The 20,303-nt window shown below is 60.6% G+C and carries 19 protein-coding genes; 14 read left to right on the top strand and 5 right to left on the bottom strand.

The window, feature by feature from the left end; all coding sequences use genetic code 11:
* The first annotated feature begins 9 nt into the window (after positions 1-9).
* From Q0K10_RS00360 to Q0K10_RS00350, 3 genes are read left to right on the top strand one after another with little or no spacing between them, the layout of a single operon-like run.
* Entirely contained in the window at positions 10-291 is a 282-nt protein-coding gene (locus tag Q0K10_RS00360; RefSeq protein WP_294501680.1) for a YrzE family protein, read from the top strand.
* Positions 288-1,670, top strand: a complete 1,383-nt coding sequence (locus Q0K10_RS00355) for a DEAD/DEAH box helicase family protein (protein WP_294501677.1) — start codon at positions 288-290, stop codon at positions 1,668-1,670. Before Q0K10_RS00360 ends, Q0K10_RS00355 begins: the two co-directional genes overlap by 4 nt.
* Positions 1,667-3,739, top strand: a complete 2,073-nt coding sequence (locus tag Q0K10_RS00350) for a peptidase U32 family protein (protein ID WP_294501675.1) — start codon at positions 1,667-1,669, stop codon at positions 3,737-3,739. Before Q0K10_RS00355 ends, Q0K10_RS00350 begins: the two co-directional genes overlap by 4 nt.
* 7 nt (positions 3,740-3,746) lie before the next feature.
* Here the strand turns inward: Q0K10_RS00350 and Q0K10_RS00345 are convergent, their stop codons facing one another.
* Entirely contained in the window at positions 3,747-4,625 is an 879-nt protein-coding gene (locus tag Q0K10_RS00345; RefSeq protein ID WP_294501673.1) for a LysR family transcriptional regulator, read from the bottom strand.
* Between the two features lie 128 nt (positions 4,626-4,753).
* On the opposite strand from Q0K10_RS00345, the gene Q0K10_RS00340 reads away from it, so the two are divergent.
* Positions 4,754-5,740 (top strand): putative sulfate exporter family transporter, encoded by a 987-nt coding sequence (locus Q0K10_RS00340; protein ID WP_294501671.1) that lies wholly within the window; start codon positions 4,754-4,756, stop codon positions 5,738-5,740.
* Positions 5,741-5,744: 4 nt separating this feature from the next.
* On the opposite strand, the gene Q0K10_RS00335 is transcribed toward Q0K10_RS00340, so the two are convergent.
* A complete protein-coding gene (locus tag Q0K10_RS00335) occupies positions 5,745-6,302 on the bottom strand; it encodes an NUDIX hydrolase (RefSeq protein ID WP_294501668.1) in 558 nt (185 codons plus the stop codon).
* A 229-nt stretch (positions 6,303-6,531) separates the two neighbouring features.
* On the opposite strand from Q0K10_RS00335, the gene coaE reads away from it, so the two are divergent.
* The 4 genes from coaE (at position 6,532) to Q0K10_RS00315 (ending at position 10,666) form a co-directional block, all read left to right on the top strand.
* Positions 6,532-7,137 (top strand): dephospho-CoA kinase, encoded by a 606-nt coding sequence (gene coaE / locus Q0K10_RS00330; RefSeq protein ID WP_294501666.1) that lies wholly within the window; start codon positions 6,532-6,534, stop codon positions 7,135-7,137.
* A gap of 70 nt (positions 7,138-7,207) precedes the next feature.
* Positions 7,208-9,001, top strand: coding sequence for a transcription termination factor Rho (gene rho, locus Q0K10_RS00325; protein WP_366942901.1), 1,794 nt, complete (start codon positions 7,208-7,210; stop codon positions 8,999-9,001).
* A 38-nt stretch (positions 9,002-9,039) separates the two neighbouring features.
* On the top strand, positions 9,040-9,348 hold the full coding sequence (locus Q0K10_RS00320) for a septum formation initiator family protein (protein ID WP_294501663.1): 309 nt from the start codon (positions 9,040-9,042) through the stop codon (positions 9,346-9,348).
* A 190-nt stretch (positions 9,349-9,538) separates the two neighbouring features.
* Positions 9,539-10,666, top strand: a complete 1,128-nt coding sequence (locus tag Q0K10_RS00315) for a LysM peptidoglycan-binding domain-containing protein (protein ID WP_294501661.1) — start codon at positions 9,539-9,541, stop codon at positions 10,664-10,666.
* A 119-nt stretch (positions 10,667-10,785) separates the two neighbouring features.
* Here the strand turns inward: Q0K10_RS00315 and Q0K10_RS00310 are convergent, their stop codons facing one another.
* Both Q0K10_RS00310 and Q0K10_RS00305 read right to left on the bottom strand, forming a co-directional pair.
* Positions 10,786-11,688, bottom strand: a complete 903-nt coding sequence (locus tag Q0K10_RS00310; RefSeq protein WP_294501657.1) for a polyphosphate kinase 2 family protein — start codon at positions 11,686-11,688, stop codon at positions 10,786-10,788.
* Positions 11,689-11,702: 14 nt separating this feature from the next.
* Positions 11,703-12,878 carry a glycosidase gene (locus tag Q0K10_RS00305; RefSeq protein WP_366942911.1) on the bottom strand — a complete coding sequence of 392 codons (1,176 nt, stop codon included), beginning with the start codon at positions 12,876-12,878 and terminating at the stop codon, positions 11,703-11,705.
* A 192-nt stretch (positions 12,879-13,070) separates the two neighbouring features.
* Here Q0K10_RS00305 and Q0K10_RS00300 point away from each other — a divergent pair, with 192 nt between their 5' ends.
* The 3 genes from Q0K10_RS00300 to dinB are packed head-to-tail and all read left to right on the top strand — an operon-like array spanning position 13,071 to position 16,766.
* Positions 13,071-15,332: a hypothetical protein gene (locus Q0K10_RS00300; protein WP_294501651.1), complete on the top strand. Its 2,262-nt coding sequence runs from the start codon at positions 13,071-13,073 to the stop codon at positions 15,330-15,332.
* Entirely contained in the window at positions 15,329-15,700 is a 372-nt protein-coding gene (locus tag Q0K10_RS00295) for a hypothetical protein (RefSeq protein WP_294501646.1), read from the top strand. The genes Q0K10_RS00300 and Q0K10_RS00295 overlap by 4 nt, the downstream gene beginning before the upstream one ends.
* The gene (gene dinB / locus Q0K10_RS00290) at positions 15,693-16,766 is read left to right on the top strand and encodes a DNA polymerase IV (protein WP_294501642.1); all 1,074 of its coding nucleotides are present in this window, start codon (positions 15,693-15,695) and stop codon (positions 16,764-16,766) included. The genes Q0K10_RS00295 and dinB overlap by 8 nt, the downstream gene beginning before the upstream one ends.
* A gap of 2 nt (positions 16,767-16,768) precedes the next feature.
* Here dinB and Q0K10_RS00285 read toward each other — a convergent pair whose 3' ends face one another.
* Positions 16,769-17,626, bottom strand: a complete 858-nt coding sequence (locus tag Q0K10_RS00285; RefSeq protein WP_294501640.1) for an AraC family transcriptional regulator — start codon at positions 17,624-17,626, stop codon at positions 16,769-16,771.
* Between the two features lie 99 nt (positions 17,627-17,725).
* Here Q0K10_RS00285 and Q0K10_RS00280 point away from each other — a divergent pair, with 99 nt between their 5' ends.
* The 3 genes from Q0K10_RS00280 to Q0K10_RS00270 are packed head-to-tail and all read left to right on the top strand — an operon-like array spanning position 17,726 to position 20,301.
* On the top strand, positions 17,726-18,595 hold the full coding sequence (locus tag Q0K10_RS00280; RefSeq protein WP_294501638.1) for a class II fructose-bisphosphate aldolase: 870 nt from the start codon (positions 17,726-17,728) through the stop codon (positions 18,593-18,595).
* A gap of 4 nt (positions 18,596-18,599) precedes the next feature.
* Positions 18,600-19,301, top strand: coding sequence for a D-lyxose/D-mannose family sugar isomerase (locus Q0K10_RS00275; RefSeq protein ID WP_294501636.1), 702 nt, complete (start codon positions 18,600-18,602; stop codon positions 19,299-19,301).
* The gene (locus tag Q0K10_RS00270) at positions 19,294-20,301 is read left to right on the top strand and encodes a carbohydrate kinase family protein (protein ID WP_294501634.1); all 1,008 of its coding nucleotides are present in this window, start codon (positions 19,294-19,296) and stop codon (positions 20,299-20,301) included. The genes Q0K10_RS00275 and Q0K10_RS00270 overlap by 8 nt, the downstream gene beginning before the upstream one ends.
* Positions 20,302-20,303: the final 2 nt, after the last annotated feature.

The raw sequence follows: 20,303 nt of genomic DNA, 5'->3' as shown, positions 1-20,303 counted from the left end.
GGAGGACCCATGCGCGATCCGGAAGACGATCCCAGATTCAAGGAGCTGCTCCGGCAGGTTGAGGCCGTGGACATTCCCGACTATCCCGACTGGAAACGGGGATGGCGATGGGGTCTTGCCGCCGGGGTCACTGCGGGGATTTTCGTTGCGCTTTTTCTGCTGGTCGGCGGCCGGATCGAGCATTTCGGGAGACGGGTGCTCGAATACGGCTGGACCGTCCTGGCGATTGCGTTGATTGTGTTCCTCGCGGTTGGAGCGATCGGTGCGTTCCGGCCGCAGAATATGCGATGAAGCCGGTTCTCGCTTTCGATGCCGGGACGCTGACGCTGACCGGAATGAGCACGGCGGAGCTGCCGGAGCGGCTCCGTCGTGTTCTGCGTTTTGACGAGCGGACGCGAAATTTCCGGGGAAGGGGGTGCGATTACGCCTCGATCGTACTCGGATTGCAGGAGGCCGGAGTGACGTTCCGGGATGAAGCCCGGGCGTTTTCACCGCTGGAGGATCTTTCGCTTGCGGTGGAGCTTGTGCCGCGCCCGCATCAGAGGAGAGCTTTTGACGCATGGCGTTCGGAACTTTTCCGCGGCGTGGCGGCGCTGCCGACGGGCAGTGGCAAGACGGTGCTTGCGGTGATGGTGACGGCTTTCCTGAAACGTCCCGCGATTTACCTTGTCCCGACGATTGATCTTCTCGGACAGTGGGTCGGGGTGCTCGAACATTTTTTTGCGCGTGAAATCGGCATGCTCGGCGGCGGGGAGCACTCGATTCGGGATCTGACGGTCAGCACCTACGATTCGGCGGTGCTGAACATGGAGTTTATCGGCAACCGCTTCGGATTGCTCGTCGCGGACGAGTGCCACCATCTGCCGGGTCCGGAGACGCGGCTTGCCGCGGCGATGGCGATCGCCCCTTACCGGCTCGGGCTTTCGGCCACGCCGGAGCTGCCGGAGGAGCGTGCCGCCGTGCTTGAAAATCTGATCGGGCCGATCGTCTGCCGGGTCGGAATCGGGGAGCTGGAAGGGAAGGTGCTGTCGCACTACCGGACGATTCCGATTCCGGTGGAGCTCGATCCGGAGGAGGCCGAGGCGTATGCGCGCAACCGCAAGGTGTACACCGATTTTCTCGCGGCGAACCGGTTGAATTTCCGTTTCAAGTCGGAGTGGGGGCGGTTTCTGGGATTGTGCGCGCGGCTTCCGCACGGTCGGGAGGTGTTCCGGGCCTTTCTCGAACAGCGGCGCATTGCGCGCGGAGGAGAGGCGAAGATCCGCATGGTCTGGGAGATTGTGAATCGACACGCCGGGGAGCGGATCCTTATTTTCACGGCGGACAACGCGACCGCGTACGATCTCGGCCGCCGGTTCTGCTGGCCTGTTATCACGCACCGGACGAAACCGGGCGAACGGAAGGAGTTTCTGAATCTCTTCCGGGAGGGGAAGTACACGGTGCTGGTGACGAGCAAGGTGTTGAACGAAGGCGTGGACGTTCCGGCGGTCGCGGTCGGGATCATTCTTTCGGGGTCGGCGAGCGTGCGCGAGCACGTACAGCGGCTTGGTCGGATTCTGCGTCCCGCTCCGGGAAAAGAGCAGGCGCTGCTGTATGAACTGGTCAGCTCGGGAACCAGCGAAGAGGGGGTGAGCGCCCGCCGGCGCGAACATGAGGCATATTCCAAATGAAGAAGTTCGATGCGACAAAACGTCCGGAACTGCTCGCTCCGGCAGGAAATCTCGAAACCGCACTTGCGGCATACGACGCCGGGGCGGATGCGGTTTACTGCGGGCTCGGCAGATTCAACGCGCGTGAGCGGGCGGAGAATTTCACGGTAGACTCGCTTGCGCGGCTTCTCGAATATGCGCGACCGCGCGGTCGGAAACTCTACCTCACATTGAACACGCTTGTGAAGGAGAGGGAACTCCCCGAGGTGGCGGAGTATCTGGCGGAACTTGTGAAACTCGGGCCGGACGCGCTGATCGTGCAGGATCTCGGGGTGCTGGCATTGGCGCGGGAGTTTTTCCCTTCGCTCGTTCTGCACGCTTCGACGCAGATGGGGATCCACAACTCGGCGGGCGTGGCCGCCGCGGCGCGGCTCGGAGTCCGTCGCGTGATTCTCGAACGGCAAGTTACCCTTGAGGAGCTCCGGGAGATTGCGGAACGGTCGGAGATCGAACTGGAGGTGTTCATTCACGGATCGCTCTGCTGTTCGCTCTCCGGGCAGTGTCTGCTCTCCTCCGCGACCGGGAGCGGAAGCGGCAACCGCGGCAAGTGCAAGCAGCCGTGCCGCCGTCGTTACGAGATTGGCGGAAAACGTGGATTTTTTCTCTCGCCGCGCGATCTGTACGGCGTTCCGCTTCTGCCGGAACTCAGGCGCATCGGCGTCGCTTCGCTGAAGATTGAGGGACGGCTGCGTTCGCCCGACTACGTCTGGAAAACCGTGAAGGCCTACCGGCTGCTGCTTGACGGTCCGGTCGATTCGCCGCCGGAACTGCTCGCGGAAGCGGAACAATTGCTGCGTTCGACGGCGACGCGCCGTCCCTCGAACGGATATTTTTTCGTGCGCGAGTACCGTTCGTTGATCGATGCGGATCGTCTCGGTTCGTTCGGTGTGGCGGCCGGACGGATTGAGAAACGCGTGTCCGGCGGAATTTCGGTTGCCGCGCTCGACCGGCTTCACCTCGGCGACCGGCTCCGTCTCGTTCCGCCCGAGGGCGGGGACGGGCAGAGCTTTACGCTGATCGCGCTGCGGAACCGGGGGGAGGAGGTCGTGAAGGTGCGTCCGGGAACGCTCTGCTTCATTCCCGGAGACTATGTTGCGCGTCCCGGGTGGCTGCTTTATAAAATCGGCGAGAACGGTTACGACTTCAGCCGTCAGGCCGCGTCGCTGCCAGCGGGACGGCATTCGCTCAGGGTTTCGCTGCATTTGAGTGCGTCGAAGTGGATCGCCTCCATCGCGGAGCTGCCGGGGCGGCGGTGGGAGCGCGAGGTCGATTTCGCTCCTGCCGGGAAACGTCCTTTTTCGGCGCAGGATGCGACTGACGCATTCGGTTCGGCCGTGCCGGAGCCGTGGAGTGCGCCCGGTGTCGTCGCGGAGATCGAGGGGGCGTTTTTCGTTCCGGCGAGCGTGCTCAAGTCGCTGCGCCGCGAGTTCTGGGCGTGGGCGGCGCAGCTTCTGAATCCGGCGCTCGCCAATGCCGCCGGTTCGGCGGCGCTGGAGCGGCTGGGCCGCGAGGAGAGTGCGTTCGGCACTCCCGCCGGTTCCGCCTGGACGCCGGAGGGGGAGGTGTTTGAATTGCCCGGCTTTGTTCCGGAAGGGGAACTCGCCGCTCTGAGGAAAAAACTTCGTGCGGCATACGGGGCGGGTTGCCGGACGTTCCGCGTCGGAGGAATCTATGGATTTGAGTTGCTGCGGGAACTTCCTTCCGGCTGCCAGGTGGTGGCATCCTTCCCGCTTCCGGTCTGCAACTCACGGGCTGCGAAAGAGCTGCAGCGATGTGGAGTGCATGCCGTCGAACCGTTCGTTGAACTCGACCAGGCGGCATTGGAGTCGTTCCGGACAAAGTCGCCGCTGCCGTTTGACGAGTCGCGCCGGAGTGAGGCGGTTCCGCTGCTTGTGACCCGGCTGCCGCTGCCGGATCATGGAGTCTGGGTCGACGGGCGCGGCCGCCGGTTCCATGTGCGGCGCGAGGGGGGCGTCACAAAGCTCCATCCCGACTTCCCGCCGGATTTTCGGAAGCACGACTGGTTGTGATGCCGTTTTACGCTTTCCGGCAGAAAGCGATGAACTCTTCGGCAAAACGCAGATTCTCTTCCGGCAGATAGATGAAATTCAATTCCCGGAGGATGGGGCCTTCCGTGAAGCGGCCGCTTTCGAGCCAGCCAGCCGCAAGTTCATCCCGGATTGCGAAGCGTGAGATGACCGTGATGCCGAGTCCCCGGCGCACAAACAGTTTCAGCGCGTCGAAGCTGTTGACTTCCAGGACGCAGCGGGGATCCGGACGCGGCAGGTTGCAGCTTTTCAGAAACCGCTCGAAGTAGTAACGGGTTCCGGAACCGGCTTCGCGCAGGATGAACCGTTTCCCTTCGCGCAGGCAGGCTTCGAGCGAAATTTCCGCCGATGCGCTTCCGGGAGCGAAGGCCGGAACAAGTTCGTCCCGGCAGAACGGGATCGAAAGAAAATGTTTCTGCTCAAACGGTCCTTCGACCAGAGCAACATCGAGTTTGTGAGCGGTGAGGAGCTCCTCGATGCCGCGGGTGTTGGCGATTTTCAGTTCAAGGCTTTTTTCCGGATGACGTTTCATATATTCCGCCATGAGCCCCGGCAGCAGATAGCCGCCCGCCGTGAGGGTGCCGCCGATGCTGTAACTGCGGACTCCGGCGGCCGCACATTGGACGGCGCGGACGAGTTTTTCCGCGTCGGCGAAGAGCTGTTCACACTCCGCGGCCAGCGCTTTCCCCGCCGGGGTGAGCGTCACATGCCGCCCGTCCCGCACGAAGAGCCGCGCATGGAGCTCCTTTTCGAGCAAAGCAAGTTGATGGGTCACGTTCGGCTGCGTCATGCCGAGCGCCGCCGCCGCCTCCGTGAAGTTCCGCAACTGTGCCGCCATGCGGAAAATTTCGAGTTTTCTATCGATCATCTTCGCCTCCGGATCTACTGTATCACATAAATATAATTTATCAATAGATAATTCTCAATAATTTTAATTTTTAAAAACGGGAGTTATATTATCTGACAACGTTTCACCAAACCAGAAGGAGCCGGGCAATGAAACCGAATCTTGAATTTCGAATCAAACAGGGAGTGTTTCTGGCGCTAGCCGCCGCATTTTTCATTTTGCCGTGGGTGTTTCCGGCTCTTCGGAATCACGCGCCGGGGGTGGCTGTGATCTGCGGCGTGATCTTCGCGGTGGCGTGGGGGAATCCGTTCGAGGCGTTGACGGCGAAGTTGACCTCTCCGCTGCTGGGTGCGGCGATCGTGGGGATGGGATTCGGCATGAATCTCGTCGAGGTGCTCAAAGCCGGAGCGCATGGAATCGTCTATACGCTCGTCGGAATCGCGATGGGGCTCGGACTCGGCGTGCTGCTCGGCAAGCGGTTGGGATTGCAGAAAAACACGATGTATCTCATCAGCGTCGGGACCTCGATCTGCGGCGGCAGCGCGATTGCGGCGGCGGCTCCGGTGCTGAAGGCGAAGGCGCATGACATTGCGATCGCTTCGGCGGTGGTGTTCACGTTGAATGCGGTGGCGCTGCTGGTGTTTCCGGCGGTCGGGCACGCGCTCGGGATGAGCGAGTATCAGTTCGGTTACTGGTCGGCGCTCGGCATTCACGATACGAGTTCGGTGGTGGGCGCGTCGATGGCCTACGGACCGGAGGCGCTGGAGGTCGGAACGACCGTGAAACTCGCCCGGGCGCTCTGGATCATCCCGGTGACGATGTTTCTCTCGATGTTCGTTGCGGAGGCGGCGGAGGGGGAGAAGCGGAAGATCCGGTTCAAGGTTCCGTGGTTCATTCCAGGATTCCTGATCGCGTCGGCGCTGGTGACCTGGATTCCGGGAACGGAGGACGCGGGGCACTTCCTCAAGGAGCTTTCGAAGTATATGATGATCGTGACGCTCTTCCTCATCGGCGCGAATCTGAACCGCGCGAAGCTCAAGGAGCTGGGCTTGAAGCCGGTGATTCACGGCGTGGTGCTCTGGATCATCCTCGCGTCGGTCTGGTGTGCGGCGATCCACTTCGGGCTCGTGAGGTAGAGAGTCACTCCATTGCCGCGAGGTAGGTGTAGATTTTCGTGTCGATGCCGACCCCCTGCGCCTCCTGCGCGGCCACGAACGCGGCCAGTTCCGTGCGTTTGACCCGGAACACTTCGATGCGTTCGCACTCCTCGGGATGAGGTTCGACGGTTTGACCGCGGTAAGCGTCGCCGTCGATTTCCATTTTCACCATGCAGATGGTTTCTCCGGTGAGCCCCGGGGAACTCCAGCCGGGGCGGGAACACCCGGTGACTTTGCCTTGATAGCCGGTCTCCTCGTAGAGTTCGCGGACAGCGGTCTCTTCCGGCGTTTCGCCGGGGTCGATAAGTCCGGCCGGGAATTCGAGCATGAGCCTTCCGGCCGGCGGGCGGAACTGGCGGACGAACAGCAGTTCGTCGTCCGGTGCGATGTGTGCGAGAATGAAGGCGGCCGCTCCATTTCCCGCGCGGTCGCAGGCCTCCCAGCGGCGGAGTTTGCCGCTGCCGTTGTCGTATTCGAGTTCGCTCAGGGTCAGGAAACGGCCTTCGCCGATCACTCTTTTTCCAAGGATTTCCGGTTTCATTTTGCTCCAATCTTGTGAATTTTCTTTAAAATGCACTTGCAAAATGGATAAATCAAGTTAATTTATGATAAAACAGCGCTCTTTGTCGCTGTCGGGAGGGACGATTTCTCCCGTTCGAAGCTCTTTATCCAGACGGGGTCGCCGGAATTCGTTGCGTGCGGCTCCAATCGAAGCAACATGCCGCCGGGAGAATTTTTTTCCGGTCGGGGGATTGACGAGACGATTTTCTATGATTCTGGGGATAACCGGTGCGTTCGGCTGCGGGAAAAGTTCCGTGCTTGCCGCGTTTTCGGCACGTGGATGGCGTACGGCCGACGCAGACACGCTCTGCCATGAACTTTATGCCGAACCGGGCGGTGCGATGGCCCGGAAACTCGCGGAACGGTGGGGAAACGGGATTTTGACGGAGGAGGGAGCGGTCAACCGGCGCAGGGTCGGCGAGATCGTTTTCGAAGATCCCGGCGAGCTTGAGTTCCTGACGGAACTGCTTTATCCTGAACTCTCCCGGAAGCTCGAATCGCTGATCGGCGGCTGCCGGCGGGAAGGTGCGGATGGAGCGTTTGAGATTCCGCTTCTATTTGAAGCGGGGTATGAGGGGAAGTTCGACCGGGTGGCTGCGGTCTGGGCCGCACCGGAGATCCGCCGCGCGAGACTGCGGGAACACCGGAACTTCACGGATCAGGAGATCCGGCGGCGCGAAGCGCGCCAGCTCTTCGCGGATGCGAAACTCGAAAGAGCCGATTTTGCGCTCATCAACAACGGGGATCTCCGGGAGCTTGAACTCCAGGTGGAACGTCTGATCCCGGTGTTGAAGGAAGGACATTTTTCGCGGTGAGGCGGCGGGAAAGCCTCTGTCGCGGTTTCATGAAAAACATTTAATCTCAAAAGGTTTCAGGGAAAACAATATGAACGACTCCGACGAACTCATTCCGATGAACGCAGACAACAACGCGGGCACTGAAGCTCCCGCTCCGAAGAAACGCGGCCGCCGTCCCGGTTCGACGAAAAAGAAGGAGACTGAACCGGGCGTGGAGAGCCCCGCCGGGCAGGAGGGGAGCGCTCCGGTTGTGCGTCGTCGCGGTCGCCCTCCGCGGCGTCCCGTGGAGTCCGTGCCGGAGAAGGCCGGGGAAGAGCTGCCGAACCTTGCCGAACCTTCCGCCGAGGAGGTCATGCGTGAGCTTTTGATCGAAGAGCTCGATGCGGCTGCCGCCGCGGAGAGAGTTTCGGAACGGGAACGGCCCGAAGCTCTTCCGGAAGAGCCCGCCCCGCGCCAGGAGCGGGAGGAGAGAGCGGAGAAGCCCGAGCGGACCGAACGGTTCGACCGGTCCGAGCGGCAGGGGCGGTTCGACCGCCAGGAGCGTGACCATCGCCGGAACGGGAACAACGGGAACAATGGGAACCGTCGCGACCGCGACGTGCCGCGCGATCATGTGGTCCCGTCGCTGAACATCTCCGAACTGCAGGAGAAGTCGATGCAGGAACTCGCCGCGATGGGCGCCGAGCTTGGAATCGAAGGAATCGGCGCGCTCGACAAATCGACGCTCGTGTGCGAAATTCTCCGGGCGAATGCGGAGAAGTGCGGCCAGATGTACGGCTCCGGTTATCTTGAGGTGCTTCCGGACGGTTTCGGCTTTCTGCGCAGTGCGAGTTACTGCTATCTGCCGTGCTCGGAAGATATTTATCTTTCGCCTTCTCAGATCAAACGGTTTGCGCTCAAGACCGGCGACTTCGTCGCGGGGCAGATCCGCACGCCGCGCGAGAAGGAACGTTTCTTTGCGATGCTGAAGGTGGAGAGCATCAACAACGATTCGCCCGAGCGGAAGAAGGAGATCATTCCGTTCAACAGCCTGACACCCTATTTCCCGACGCAGCGTCTGGTTCTGGAGCGTGATCCGAATGATTTCTCGACCCGCATCGTCGACCTGGTCACGCCGATCGGCAAGGGGCAGCGCGGACTTATCGTCGCTCCTCCGCGTACCGGAAAAACCGTTCTGCTTCAGAAGATTGCGAACAGCATTCGTGCGAACAATCCCGAAGTGAAGCTGATTATCCTCCTCATCGACGAACGTCCCGAGGAAGTGACCGACATGAAACGCAGCGTGGACGCGGAAGTCGTGAGCTCCACCTTCGATGAGCCGCCCGAGCGGCATGTGCAGGTCGCCGAGATGGTGATCGAGAAGGCGAAACGGATGGTCGAGTACAAGCATGACGTCGTGATTCTGCTCGACAGCATCACGCGTCTGGCGCGCGCGTACAACACTCTGCAGCCGCACAGCGGCAAGATCCTCACCGGCGGCGTTGACGCGACTGCGCTGCACAAGCCCAAGAAAATCTTCGGCGCAGCCCGGAACATCGAGAATCACGGCAGTTTGACGATCATTGCAACCGCGCTCATCGAAACCGGCAGCCGTATGGACGACGTGATTTTCGAAGAGTTCAAAGGCACGGGCAACATGGAGCTGCACCTGGATCGCAACGTCTCCGACCGGCGCATCTATCCGGCGATCAACGTCGAGAAATCCGGTACGCGCAAGGAGGAGCTGCTGCTGCATCCGGATGAGTTGAGCAAGGTGTGGATGCTGCGCAAGGCGATCAACGGCGTACCGGCTGCGGAGGCGATGGAGCTTCTGCTCGGACGGCTGAAGAAGGTCAAGAGCAACATTGAATTTCTGTTGACGCTGCAGCCGAACAACAACTGATCTCCGCAGGGGAGGGGGACCGGAAAGGAGAGGCATTTATGGCCGATAACAAAAAAAAGAGTTCGGTGTCGACTTATCTGCTGATTTTTGTGCTTGTACTGGTTTTTGCCGCGGCCGCGGTGCTGCTGCTGCCGGTCTACCGCAGCTACCAGAAGAAGCAATCGGAATTGGGAACCCTCAATGAAAAGCTCAATGACCGCCGTGACGAGAGCGCCCGGCTCAGTACGGAAGTCGCGGATCTGACCCGTTCTCCGGACGCGGTCGAAAAGGTCGCGCGCGAGAAGTTCGGGCTGGTCAAGGAGGGGGAGCGGGTCATTCGCTACCCGGTTCCGGAGAAGGAGAAGTAACGGAAACTGCCGTGGAAGTCCGGGTTGTTCAAATAATTTGCATTTTTCCGGTTTTTTTCTGTTGATTTTGCCGGAGAGGTTTCTATATTATGAAAGAGACGTTTTTTTCGGATGCTGCTGATCCGGAAGACGCCGGTGGTTCAGGGATTGCAATACCGTAGGGTTTATTGGTTCAGAAGGGAATAATACAGTGAAAAAGAGCAAAGGCGTTGTGCTCGGAGCCGCGGCTCTGTGCGTGGGAATGCTCGGCGTTGCCGGCTGCAACAATCAAGTGATGGGTCAGCGGGACTACGTGGCGGATCCGGGGGCTGCCGGTGGGTATCAGGATGGTCAGGTCGCTCCCATGCAGCAGTTTCCGCAGAATGTTCCGCCGCAGCAGGCTGTTCCTCAGCAGGTTGCTCCTCTGCAGGTTGCGCCTGCTCAGCCGCAGCGGCCCGCCGTTCCGCAGTATGTGCCGATGGAGAAACTCTCCTCTTCTCCGGTGACCAGTGTCTCCGGGCAGGCGGGCAGTTCCGGTGCGGCAGTCTCCACGAAGGGCGGAACCACGCATGTCATCAAGGCGGGTGACACGGTCGGCCATCTTGCAAAGCGTTATGGCGTTTCCACGGCCTCGATCATGCAGGCGAACAATCTTGACGAGGCGAAAGCACGTCGTCTGCGCATCGGTCAGAAACTTGTGATTCCCGGGGCGACCGGAGCAGTGAAGGTTTCCGGCCGCAGCAGCGGCAGGAGTTCCGTCGGCAATGCGGCGGTTTCTGCGAAGGGCGGGCTCAACGCCGACGGCACCTACTCTGTGCAGCCCGGTGATTTCCCGGGGAAGATTGCCCGCAAGCTCGGCGTAAAGGAGTCGGAACTGATGAAGGCGAACAATCTGACCCAGGAGTCGGCGAAGCGGCTTCAGGTCGGCCAGAAGCTGATCGTTCCGGGCAAGGGCGGCAGCGCCGCAGCGTCCGTCGCATCGAAACCGTCGGTTCCGGCGACGACTGCTCCGACTGCTCCGAGGAATGACCTTGAAAGTGAGCTCGAAAAAACGCTGTCCGGCGCGGAAGTCCCGGCTGTTCCCGGCGAGACCCCGCAGGTGACGCCTGGTGCGACTTCGAACGCACCCGCGGAAGCCACCGCGGTTGTGGAGGAGGAACTTGACTTGGTCGGCGGAGAGTCGACTCCGAAGGATGTCACGGAGGACACCACGGTCGAGGAGTTCGCCGCCAAATACAACACCACCGTTGAAAAGCTCAAGGAGCTCAATGTCGGCATGATGCCGGAGGATGGAAAGTTGATGAAGGGGCAGATCCTCTTTGTCCCGGCTCAGAAGTGATGTGACGTTCAGTCCAGTGTCTGTTTCGGAGCGCGCCGTTGAACATGGCGCGCTTTTTTTGTTGTAAAAAAAGCCCCGGAGCAGGAATCCGGGGCCGGAATGCAGTTTGTTTGAGAACGTTACGAGTGGTTGTCCCGCTGTTGTTTTTTTGCGTTCTCAAGGGTTTTGCGCATCTTGCGTTCCTGGCGCAGCCGGGAGAGTTCAATGGCTGCGAGACGGCGGGTCTCCTGAAGGTCGACCGAAGGAGCGGGCAGCTTGATCTTCATGGATTCGAGCTCTTCGAGGATGATCTGCGAGACTGCAAGGTTGCGGAACCATTTGCAGTTGGCAGGGATCGCGAACCAGGGGGCGATTTTGGTGGAACACTTCATCATCGCCATTTCAAACGCCTCGGTATACTGGTCCCAGAACTGCCGCTCGGGATAGTCGTTGGCGGAGATCTTCCAGTGCTTTTCGGGGTGCTTCAGGCGGCGGACAAAGCGGTGCAGCTGCTCCTCCTTGTCGATGTGGAGGAAGAACTTCACAATGCGGGTCCCATTGTGGCTGAGCAACTCCTCGAATTCGTTGATCGCCTGATAGCGGTATTCGAGCTGTTCCGGCGTTGCGAACTTGTGAACGCGTTCGATCAGCACAGCCTCATAATAGGAGCGGTTGAAGATCACGACTTCGCCGCGGCGCGGCACGACCGGATGAACGCGCCAGAGAAAGTCGTGCGACTGTTCAAGACTGGTCGGCGTCTTGAACGACTGCACGCGGCACCCCTGCGGATTCATGGCCGAGAAGACGTTGTTGATCGTGCCGTCCTTGCCGCCGGCGTCGGGCGCCTGCAGCACGATGAGCAGCGACTGTTTGCCTTCGGAGTAGAGATCGTTCTGAAGCCGTGCGATGCGGTGGTTGTTTTTGGCGAGCAGTTCGAGGGCAGCGGCCTTGTCCTTGAAATCGAACGTCTCGGAGGGATTCCGCTTCGCGAGGTTGACCTTCGAACCCGGTTTGATGATGAATGCGTTATAGAAACGGTTCATAATGGGTCCTTCGCTCAGAATTTCCTGAGCAGTTCGAGGTTGTGACTGATGAGTTTGTTCAGCGTTGCGACCGACGCGGCGGAACGTCCCTGATCTTCCGGCGTGTTGAGGCAGTAGTCGACGAGCCGTTCGACGGTCGAGACGGCCACGTGCATACGCGTGTCGCTCGAAGCGTAGTAGAGGAATACCGTGCCGTCGTCATTCTCGATCCAGCCATTCGAGAAGAGCACGTTCGAAACGTCTCCCGTGCGCTCCTTGCGGACCGGTGCGAGCAGATAGCCGCCGGGACTGGCGATCTTTTTCGAAGGATCTTCGAGCGAAGTCATGTACATGTAGAGCACGTAACGCAACCCGTCGGCGCAGCCGCGCACGCCGTGCGCGAGGTGAAGCCACCCCTGCGGCGTCTTGATCGGGGCGGGTCCTTCGCCGTTTTTGACCTCCTTGATCGTGTGATAGGCACGCTCGTCGATGATGGTCTCGGATTTGATTTCGGCGTTTTTGATGTCGTCGACGAGAGCCCAGCCGATGCCGCCGCCGGATCCGGCGTCGATGAAACCGTCCTGCGGACGCGTATAGAACGCATATTTCCCGTTGACAAATTCAGGGTGCAGCACGACGTTGCGCTGCTGGCTCTTCGACTTGAGGTCGGGGAGCCGTTCCCAGTCGGTCAGGTTTTTCGTCCGGGCAATGCCGGCGGCGGCGACGGCGCTGGAGAGGTCTCCGGGCTCGGCGTTCGGGTCGCGCCGTTCCGTACAGAAGATGCCGTAGATCCAGCCGTCCTCGTGGCGGGTCAGACGCATATCGTAGACGTTCGTGTCGGGATCTTCAGTCTCGGGCATCGTGATCGGGTAGTCGCGGAAGCGGAAGTTGTCGATGCCGTTCGGACTTTCGGCCACCGCGAAGAATGATTTGCGGTCGGAGCCTTCAACGCGGACCACAAGGCAGTATTTTTTTCCGTATTTGATCGCTCCGGAATTCATCGTCGCGTTGCATCCGATGCGTTCGAGCAGCAGTGGATTGGTTTTCTTGTCGAGGTCGTAGCGCCAGAACACCGGTACATGGCGGGCGGTCAGAACCGGATACTTGCAACGGTTCAGAACGCCGTTTCCCGGCAGAATCTCGTTCGGACGCGAGACAAGCTTCTCATGTTTCCTGAACAGCAGATCGACATTCTTGTAAAAACTCATAATCCCCTCCCGGTTACTGGCTGCAACTTGCACGGGCGTCGTCCCGACGGACTCCGCTTTGCTATAATATTCTCCCGAAGTGCCGAAAATACAAGAAACCAAACCGAAAAATAACATTCCGGGTTGAAAAAAACTTATGCGCGGCTATCTTTAATAAAATCTATATTCTGTGAACGACAGGGGGAGGGTTTTCCGATGGAGAGGAAAAATTCCGGTGCGGAAGCAGTCAATTCCGGCGGGTATAATTTCGGGACATTCGGGGGCGTCTATACGCCCGCACTGCTCACGATTCTCGGGCTGGTGATGTACATGCGCACGAACTTCGTGCTCGGCAGCGCGGGGTTCGTGAATACGCTCATCATCCTCGGCGTCGGAGCGAGCATTTCGCTGGCGACGACGCTGTCGATCGCGGCCATCGCGACGAACACCGAGGTGCGCGGGGGAGGGGCCTATTACCTCATCAGCCGCGTACTCGGACCGTCGTTCGGCACGTCGATCGGGTTGACGCTTTTCGTTTCGCAGTCACTGGCGATTCCGTTCAACATCCTCGGCGCGTCGGAGTCGCTGGTGACGCAGTGGCCGGAGCTGCGCCCTTATTTCCCGCTGCTGAATCTGTCGCTCGGTGGCATACTGGCGTTTTTCGTCTGGAAAGGGGCGGACTGGGCGATCCGGGTACAATATGTCATCATGGCGGTTCTCGGGATCTCGGTGATGGTCTTTCTGCTCGGACCGATCGGAAACTTTTCTCTGGAGAATTTCGTGTCGAATCTCGGACCTGCGGAGGGAGTGGTTTCGATGATTCCGCTTTTCGCGATCTTCTTCCCGGCGGTGACGGGTATCATGGCGGGCGTGAACATGTCCGGCGACCTGAAAGAGCCGCACCGGTCGATCCCGCGCGGAACGCTCGCAGCACTCGGAACGGCGGTGGCACTCTATTTCGTGCAGATCTTCATCGCGGCAGGCTCTTTCCCGCGTGAGGAGATGATCCGTACACCGTACCAGATTCTGACTTCAAACGCGCTCTGGGGGCTCTGGTTCATGGTGCTGGCGGGCGTGCAGGCGGCGACGCTCTCGACCGCGCTCGGCTGGATGCTCGGTGCGCCGCGCGTGCTGCAGAGTCTCGGTGTGGACAATGTGTTGCCGGGGATCCGGGTCTTCCGGAAGGGGGTCGGGCCGCAGAACGAGCCGCGCCGCGCGATTGTGGTGGTGATTCTCATCGTGCTGCCGATTCTGCTCTGGGCGGGCATGCTCGGACGCAGCGAGTCCGATGTGGAGCATTCTCCGATCAACCTCATGAGCGAACTCGTATCGCTCTTCTTCCTTTTCACCTATGCGATCATCAACATTGCGGCGTTCGTGGAGTCGCACGGGGCGAATCCATCGTTCCGGCCGCGTTTCCGTTTTTTCCACTGGACGGTGGCGGTTTACGGGGCGGTGGCCTGTTCGATTGCGGCGTTTCTGATCGATCTCTGGCTTTCGGTGGCGGCGATCGTGATTATCGGCGGGCTCTACTTCTGGTCGAGATACCGGAATCTTGAGATGGAGTACGGGGATGCGCGTCGCGGTTTTCTCTACTCCCGCATCCGGTCGATGCTGTTACAGCTTCCGCGACTGCCGCTCCACCCGAAGAACTGGCGGCCGACCATTGCGGTTCTGATTGAAGAGCCGGAGAAACGGAGCGACCTCGTCGAGTACGCACTGCTTTTCAGCCAGCACCGCGGCATTCTGAGTATGATCCAGATCATCGAACTGCCCGGCTGCCTCGAGTTCGGAGAGTTGCGTACGAAGCGGCTGCGCGCTCTGCGCGAACTTTGCCGTGAACGCGAGTGGCAGGTGTTTCCGACCGTGGTCGTTGCGCCGGAATTCGATGTGGCGCTGCACACGGTGCTGCAGAGCCATTCGCTCGATCCGATCCGGCCGAACATCATCATGATGGGGTGGCCGCACCAGAAGGAGCGGGTCCGGCCGTTTTTCACGCATCTGCAGATGATCGTGAACGACTTCAACCGCAGTGCGCTGCTGCTTGCGAACGGATCGGACGCCTCCGCGCCGCGCCGGTTCGACGGCGGTACGATCGACATCTGGTGGCAGAGCCAGAAGGGTGGTTCGCTCATCACAATCCTCGCGTACCTTGTGCAGCTCGACCGGAACTGGCGCAAGAGTGTGCTGCGCATCTTCCTGATGGATTCGAAGGCGGAGGAAAAACGGATTCGGCAGATGCTGGAACGGGCACGGATTCCGGCGGAGATCGTCCGCATCGCGCCGGGAACGAAACTGCACGTGGTACTGCCGCGTTTTTCGTTCAACGCGGAACTGGTGTTCATCGAGTTTACGGAGTACGACGCGCGCGATGAGCGCAGACAGCGCGTGAACCACTATCTGATTGAACGGGAACTCAAGAATATGCCGCCGTGCTTCCTCGTGGTCTCCAACGGCGAGGCGGACCTGCTCGCATGAGTTCCTCGCCGGAACAGAGCGCCTGGATGTGTGCCGCGCACGCGCTGCTTGCGGGCGACTCGGCTGCGTTTGAGACGGCATGTGCGTTGCTGCCGGGAGCCGCGGCGCGGGCGCTCCGGAAACTTGCGGCTTTTCCGGGGAGCGGGCGGGCCGTCCCTCCCGCCGGTCTGCCGGAGCAGGTGGAGTGGGTCGGGGACGGACGGTTTTCGGCGTTTTTCGCGCACCGTTGCGCCGTGTTCGGCTGTGAGACGCCCGGGCGCGAACTTGTGACGGGGTGTTATATCGTTCCCGGCGGCCGGGCGGAGTTCCGGCTTGAGGCCGGAGAGTGCCGCTTTGTGATTCTCCGGGGGGAGGCGGAGCGTGCGTAAGATCATCCACATCGACATGGATGCGTTTTTCGCGTCGATCGAGCAGCGGGACCGGCCGGAACTGCGCGGGCGGCCGGTGGTGGTCGGCGGATCACCTGAGCGGCGCGGCGTGGTCTCCACGTGTTCATACGAAGCCCGTGTGTTCGGGCTGCACTCGGCGATGCCGATGAAAACCGCATTGCGGCTCTGTCCGCAGGCGGTTCTGCTCGATGTGGATATGAAGAAATACCGGCGCGAATCCGCGAAGATCCGGGAGATTTTTCACCGTTACACCGATCTGGTCGAACCGGTTTCAATCGATGAGGCGTATCTTGACGTGACGGAGAACCGGTTCCGGGAATCGAGCGCGACGAAACTTGCGCGCGCGATCCAGCGGGAGATTTTTGCCGCGACCGGTCTGACCGCCTCGGCCGGGGTCTCTTACAATAAATTTCTGGCGAAGATCGCGTCGGATGCGCGCAAGCCTGCCGGATTGACCGTGATTCCACCGGAAAAGGCGCTCGCGTATCTCGATACGCTCCCGGTCGGGAAGTTTCACGGCATCGGCCGGGTGTCCGCCGCGAAGCTGACCGGCATGAACATCCGGACCGGACATGAACTGCGGCAGCTCGACGCTGTGACGCTGAAGGCGCTCTTCGGCAAGACGGGGCTTTTTTATTACAACATCGTGCGCGGCATCGACAACCGCCCGGTGGAGGTCAAAGAGGAGCCGAAGTCGGTCGGGCATGAGATTACGCTCGCGGAAGATTGCACCAACATGCGTGCGCTGCGGATCATGATGCGGCAGCTTTCGCATCGTGTCGCGCACCGGCTCCAGGCGAAGAATCTGGCGGGAAAGACGGTGACGGTCAAGGTGCGGTACGAGAACTTCGAGACGGTCACGCGGTCGTTTTCCGCGCCTGCACCGGTGTGCGACGGGATGGAAATCGGGGAAATTGCTCTTGCTCTGGCCGCGAAGACGGAATGGGCGACGCGCCCGATCCGATTGCTCGGGGTCACGGTCGGGAACTTCGTCGACCCCGGGGCGGATCCCGGTTTCGAGCAGCTTCTGCTGCCGTTTGCCTGAACTCAGCGGAAAAGGCGGCGATAGTCGCGCGGCGTGGCGTTTCGGCAGCGCAGAAAATGACGGTTGAAATTCGAGAGATTCGCAAAGCCTGATTCAAGTGCGATCTCCATGATCGGCAGATCGGTGTTCGCGAGCAGCTGGGCGGCGCGGCTGAGTTTGAGTTCCGTCACGTATTCGACGAAACGTCTGCGTGTCGCGGCCCGGAAATAGTGGCTGAAGGCAGATGGTGTGAGGCATGCGCAGGCAGCAGCCTCTTCAAGCGTAACGCCTCGCCTTTGTTCGAGCCTTGCATGGATGAATTTCAGGACTTTATTCAATCTTTCATCCGGGGAGATCGCCGCGCAACCGGTGCTGTGCGAAAGTTGGCGGCGCGGCTCCTCCGAGAGAAGACAGAGCAGTTCCGCGAATGCGAGGAAGCGCTTCCAGCCGGGGATGGAGGAGAGCTCCCGAATGAAGGGGGCGAGGCGTTTTGCCGATTCCTCCGGGAAGTGAAGTCCGGCGGAGGCGGCTTCTCCGAGCATTCTTCCGAGCGGTTCAAATTCCGGCAGTGCGGGGAGTTCGTTTTCCCGGAAGCCGGCGTTGAATTTGATGACGCGGGTTTTCGACCACTCCGGACCGTCGCTGTCCTCGCGCCGGGTCAGAAAGTGATGCGGAATCATGCCGCCGACGAGAATCAGATCCCATTCCCGGAACGGCTCGATGCTGTCGCCGACGATGCGGGTTCCGAATCCCGACTCGACCAGCGTAAGTTCGAATTCAGGGTGGACATGGCGGACGCAGTCGAGCACGGGGCCGCGCAACGTCTCGATGCTGAACGACTCTTCCGGCGCATGCAGCACTGTCTCATAGTGGAATTTCATGCCAAAAAAGTATCATAATTCACGAAAAAATCAAGAGTAAAATTACGCGATCGAACTATATTTCCCCCAGAAACAGGATTGTACAGGAGGATTTTCATCATGTCCGTAGTCTCTCTGCGTGAAATGCTTCAGGATGCCCGCCGCAGCCGTTACGCTGTTCCGCTCTTCGACACCCAGAATATGGCGATGATCCGCAGCGCCGTTGAAGTTGCCGAGGAGGAGAACTCCCCCGTGATCCTCGCGGGAGTCGAATTCGATTTTGAGGGAGAACGACTCGGCGACTGGGCGGCTCTCGCATTCCGTGCGGCGCTCGGCGCGAAAGTGCCGGTCTGTCTCATGCTCGATCACGGTTCGAGTCTGGAGGCGTGCGTGCGCTGTGCGGAAGCCGGCTTCACCGGCGTGATGATCGACTCGTCGGCGCTGCCGTTCGAAGAGAACGTCGCCGCGACCCGGCGTGTCTGCGAGGCGCTGCGTCGGCGCGGCGTCGGTGTCGAGGCGGAACTCGGGCATGTCGGTTCCGCCTCCGCCGGCGGCGAAGCGGAACTCGGCGGAAACAGCTCCGGCAGCGCCTATACCGAGCCTGACCGGGTGGCTGAATTCGTCGAACGCAGCCATTGCGATGCGCTGGCGGTGTCGATCGGTACCGCGCACGGCGTCTATGCGACCGCGCCGGAGTTGCAGATCGGGTTGCTTGACAAGATCAACCGGATCTCACCGGTGCCGCTTGTGCTGCATGGTGGCAGCGGCACTCCGGAAGATCAGATCCGCGCCGCGATCGCTCATGGAATCGCGAAGATCAACATCTGCTCGGAGATCATGGATGCGTGGCATCGGAGTGTGGTGGCGGAACTCGGAAAAGCGCCGAACTATTCCGTTCACAACTCCGCCGTCTGCCGTCCCGCCGAGGCGGCCGTGCGCGAGGTCATGCGCCGCAAGATCCGGCTTTTCGGCAGCAACCGGAAGGGGTGAGGCAATGAAGCGTTCTACGATCAATCGCGCGATCCGCGAGGCGATGGCGTTTTTCGCGGAACAGAATTTTCATCTGCCGCCTTTCGCATTTTTCCGCCGGGAGGAGTGGGAGAGGAAGAGGGTGGAGGCCGCGGAAATTTTCGACCTTGAACTCGGCTGGGATGTCACCGGGTTCGGAGAGGAGGAGTTTCTGCGCACAGGTTTGCTGCTCTTCACGCTGCGGAACGGCCGGGCCGGTTCCATCCGTTATCCGAAACCTTACGCCGAGAAGATCATGATGGTTCGCGAGAGCCAGGTTACGCCGTGCCATTTTCACTGGCGCAAACGCGAGGACATCATTGTGCGCGCGGGCGGGAATCTGGTCATTGAGCTCCACCGGGCGGATCCGGAGCGTTCGGCCGTGGTCGGCGGCCCGTTCGAGATCGCGGTCGACGGCATCAGACGGCGTATGAACAGCGGTGACCGGCTCGTTCTGACACCGGGGGAGAGCGTCTGCTTCGAGCCGGTTCACGCTCATTCATTCTGGGGAGAACCCGGCAGCGGGACGGTCATGGTCGGCGAAGTGTCGATGGTCAATGACGATGCGAACGACAACTGTTTTCCCGGCGGAGTGATCCGGTTCGATCCGATCGAGGAGGATGAGGAGATGGAGTATCTGCTCGCCGCCGATTACCGGAGACTCTTCGGAGGCTCGAGCGATGCGTGACGGAATCCTCTGTGCGGGAAACTGGATCGTCGACCGGATCAAGCAGGTCGACCGCTGGCCGGGGGAGGGGAATCTCGCCTCCATCTTCGCCGAAGAGTGTGCCCCGGGGGGAGGTCCGGCCAATGTACTGTTCGATCTGGCGGCGATGGATCCGGAGTTTCCGCTCTACGCGGCCGGAAGAATCGGCGACGACACAGAAGGCGATTTTCTGCGATCCGAGGCAGCGAAACGCGGCGTCGATACGACGTTTCTATTGCGTACTCCGGGAATGCCGACCGCATATACGGATGTGATTTCCGCGCCCGGCAGCCGGACGTTTTTTCATGCGGCAGGGGCGGACCGGCGGTTGTCGGCGCAGGATTTCGAGGCGGTCGACTGCCCGGCGGAGTTCTTCTATCTCGGTTATTTGCTGCTTCTGCCGTCGCTCGATGCACCGGATCCGGAATATGGAACCGGTGCGGCGCGGTTGCTCGCTTCGATGCGGGAACGCGGATTCCGCACGGTGGTCGACTTCGTCTCCGGAGCCCCGGAGGGGTTTCTGCCTGCGGCGCAGGCGGCATTTCCATACACAGACATCCTGATTGCGAACGAGATCGAGGCTTCCTGCTGTACGGGGGTTGCGTTGCGCGGGGAAGACGGTGCTCTGCACAAAGAGCGGTTTCCGGAGTCGTTCGCACGGCTGTTTGCGCTGGGAATCGGCGACGTGGCCGTCATCCACTTTCCGGAAGGGGCGGCGGCGCGGACGCGCAGGGGGGAGTTCTGCGTTTCTCCCGCATGCCGCATCGGGCCGGAGGAGATCGCCGGGCGAAATGGCGCAGGGGACGCGTTTGCCGCAGGGCTGCTTTATGCGCTCGCAAAACGTCTGCCGTTGGAAACCGCGCTTCGGATCGGCTCCGCAAGCAGTTACTTCAATCTGAAGCACCCGACCGCTTCCGGCGGCGCGGTTCCGTTCCGGGAGCTCGAAGCGCACCTGAACGGATGCGCGTTCGAGAAGTTCTGAGT

This window comes from uncultured Victivallis sp. (assembly GCF_944391105.1).
In the GTDB taxonomy this organism is placed as follows: Bacteria; Verrucomicrobiota; Lentisphaeria; order Victivallales; family Victivallaceae; genus Victivallis.
This window is presented reverse-complemented; position numbering and strand designations above follow the sequence as displayed.

What these genes read in the sequence shown, in the direction of transcription:
- Q0K10_RS00350 (WP_294501675.1), top strand. Translation starts at nt 1,667, where the DNA reads ATGAAGAAGTTCGATGCGACAAAACGTCCGGAACTGCTCGCTCCGGCA.
- Q0K10_RS00285 (WP_294501640.1), bottom strand. Translation starts at nt 17,626, where the DNA reads ATGAAATTCCACTATGAGACAGTGCTGCATGCGCCGGAAGAGTCGTTC.
- Q0K10_RS00295 (WP_294501646.1), top strand. Translation starts at nt 15,329, where the DNA reads ATGAGTTCCTCGCCGGAACAGAGCGCCTGGATGTGTGCCGCGCACGCG.
- coaE (WP_294501666.1), top strand. Translation starts at nt 6,532, where the DNA reads ATGATTCTGGGGATAACCGGTGCGTTCGGCTGCGGGAAAAGTTCCGTG.
- Q0K10_RS00335 (WP_294501668.1), bottom strand. Translation starts at nt 6,302, where the DNA reads ATGAAACCGGAAATCCTTGGAAAAAGAGTGATCGGCGAAGGCCGTTTC.
- Q0K10_RS00310 (WP_294501657.1), bottom strand. Translation starts at nt 11,688, where the DNA reads ATGAACCGTTTCTATAACGCATTCATCATCAAACCGGGTTCGAAGGTC.
- Q0K10_RS00275 (WP_294501636.1), top strand. Translation starts at nt 18,600, where the DNA reads ATGAAGCGTTCTACGATCAATCGCGCGATCCGCGAGGCGATGGCGTTT.
- Q0K10_RS00345 (WP_294501673.1), bottom strand. Translation starts at nt 4,625, where the DNA reads ATGATCGATAGAAAACTCGAAATTTTCCGCATGGCGGCACAGTTGCGG.
- Q0K10_RS00360 (WP_294501680.1), top strand. Translation starts at nt 10, where the DNA reads ATGCGCGATCCGGAAGACGATCCCAGATTCAAGGAGCTGCTCCGGCAG.
- Q0K10_RS00340 (WP_294501671.1), top strand. Translation starts at nt 4,754, where the DNA reads ATGAAACCGAATCTTGAATTTCGAATCAAACAGGGAGTGTTTCTGGCG.
- Q0K10_RS00270 (WP_294501634.1), top strand. Translation starts at nt 19,294, where the DNA reads ATGCGTGACGGAATCCTCTGTGCGGGAAACTGGATCGTCGACCGGATC.
- Q0K10_RS00320 (WP_294501663.1), top strand. Translation starts at nt 9,040, where the DNA reads ATGGCCGATAACAAAAAAAAGAGTTCGGTGTCGACTTATCTGCTGATT.
- rho (WP_366942901.1), top strand. Translation starts at nt 7,208, where the DNA reads ATGAACGACTCCGACGAACTCATTCCGATGAACGCAGACAACAACGCG.
- Q0K10_RS00280 (WP_294501638.1), top strand. Translation starts at nt 17,726, where the DNA reads ATGTCCGTAGTCTCTCTGCGTGAAATGCTTCAGGATGCCCGCCGCAGC.
- Q0K10_RS00355 (WP_294501677.1), top strand. Translation starts at nt 288, where the DNA reads ATGAAGCCGGTTCTCGCTTTCGATGCCGGGACGCTGACGCTGACCGGA.
- Q0K10_RS00300 (WP_294501651.1), top strand. Translation starts at nt 13,071, where the DNA reads ATGGAGAGGAAAAATTCCGGTGCGGAAGCAGTCAATTCCGGCGGGTAT.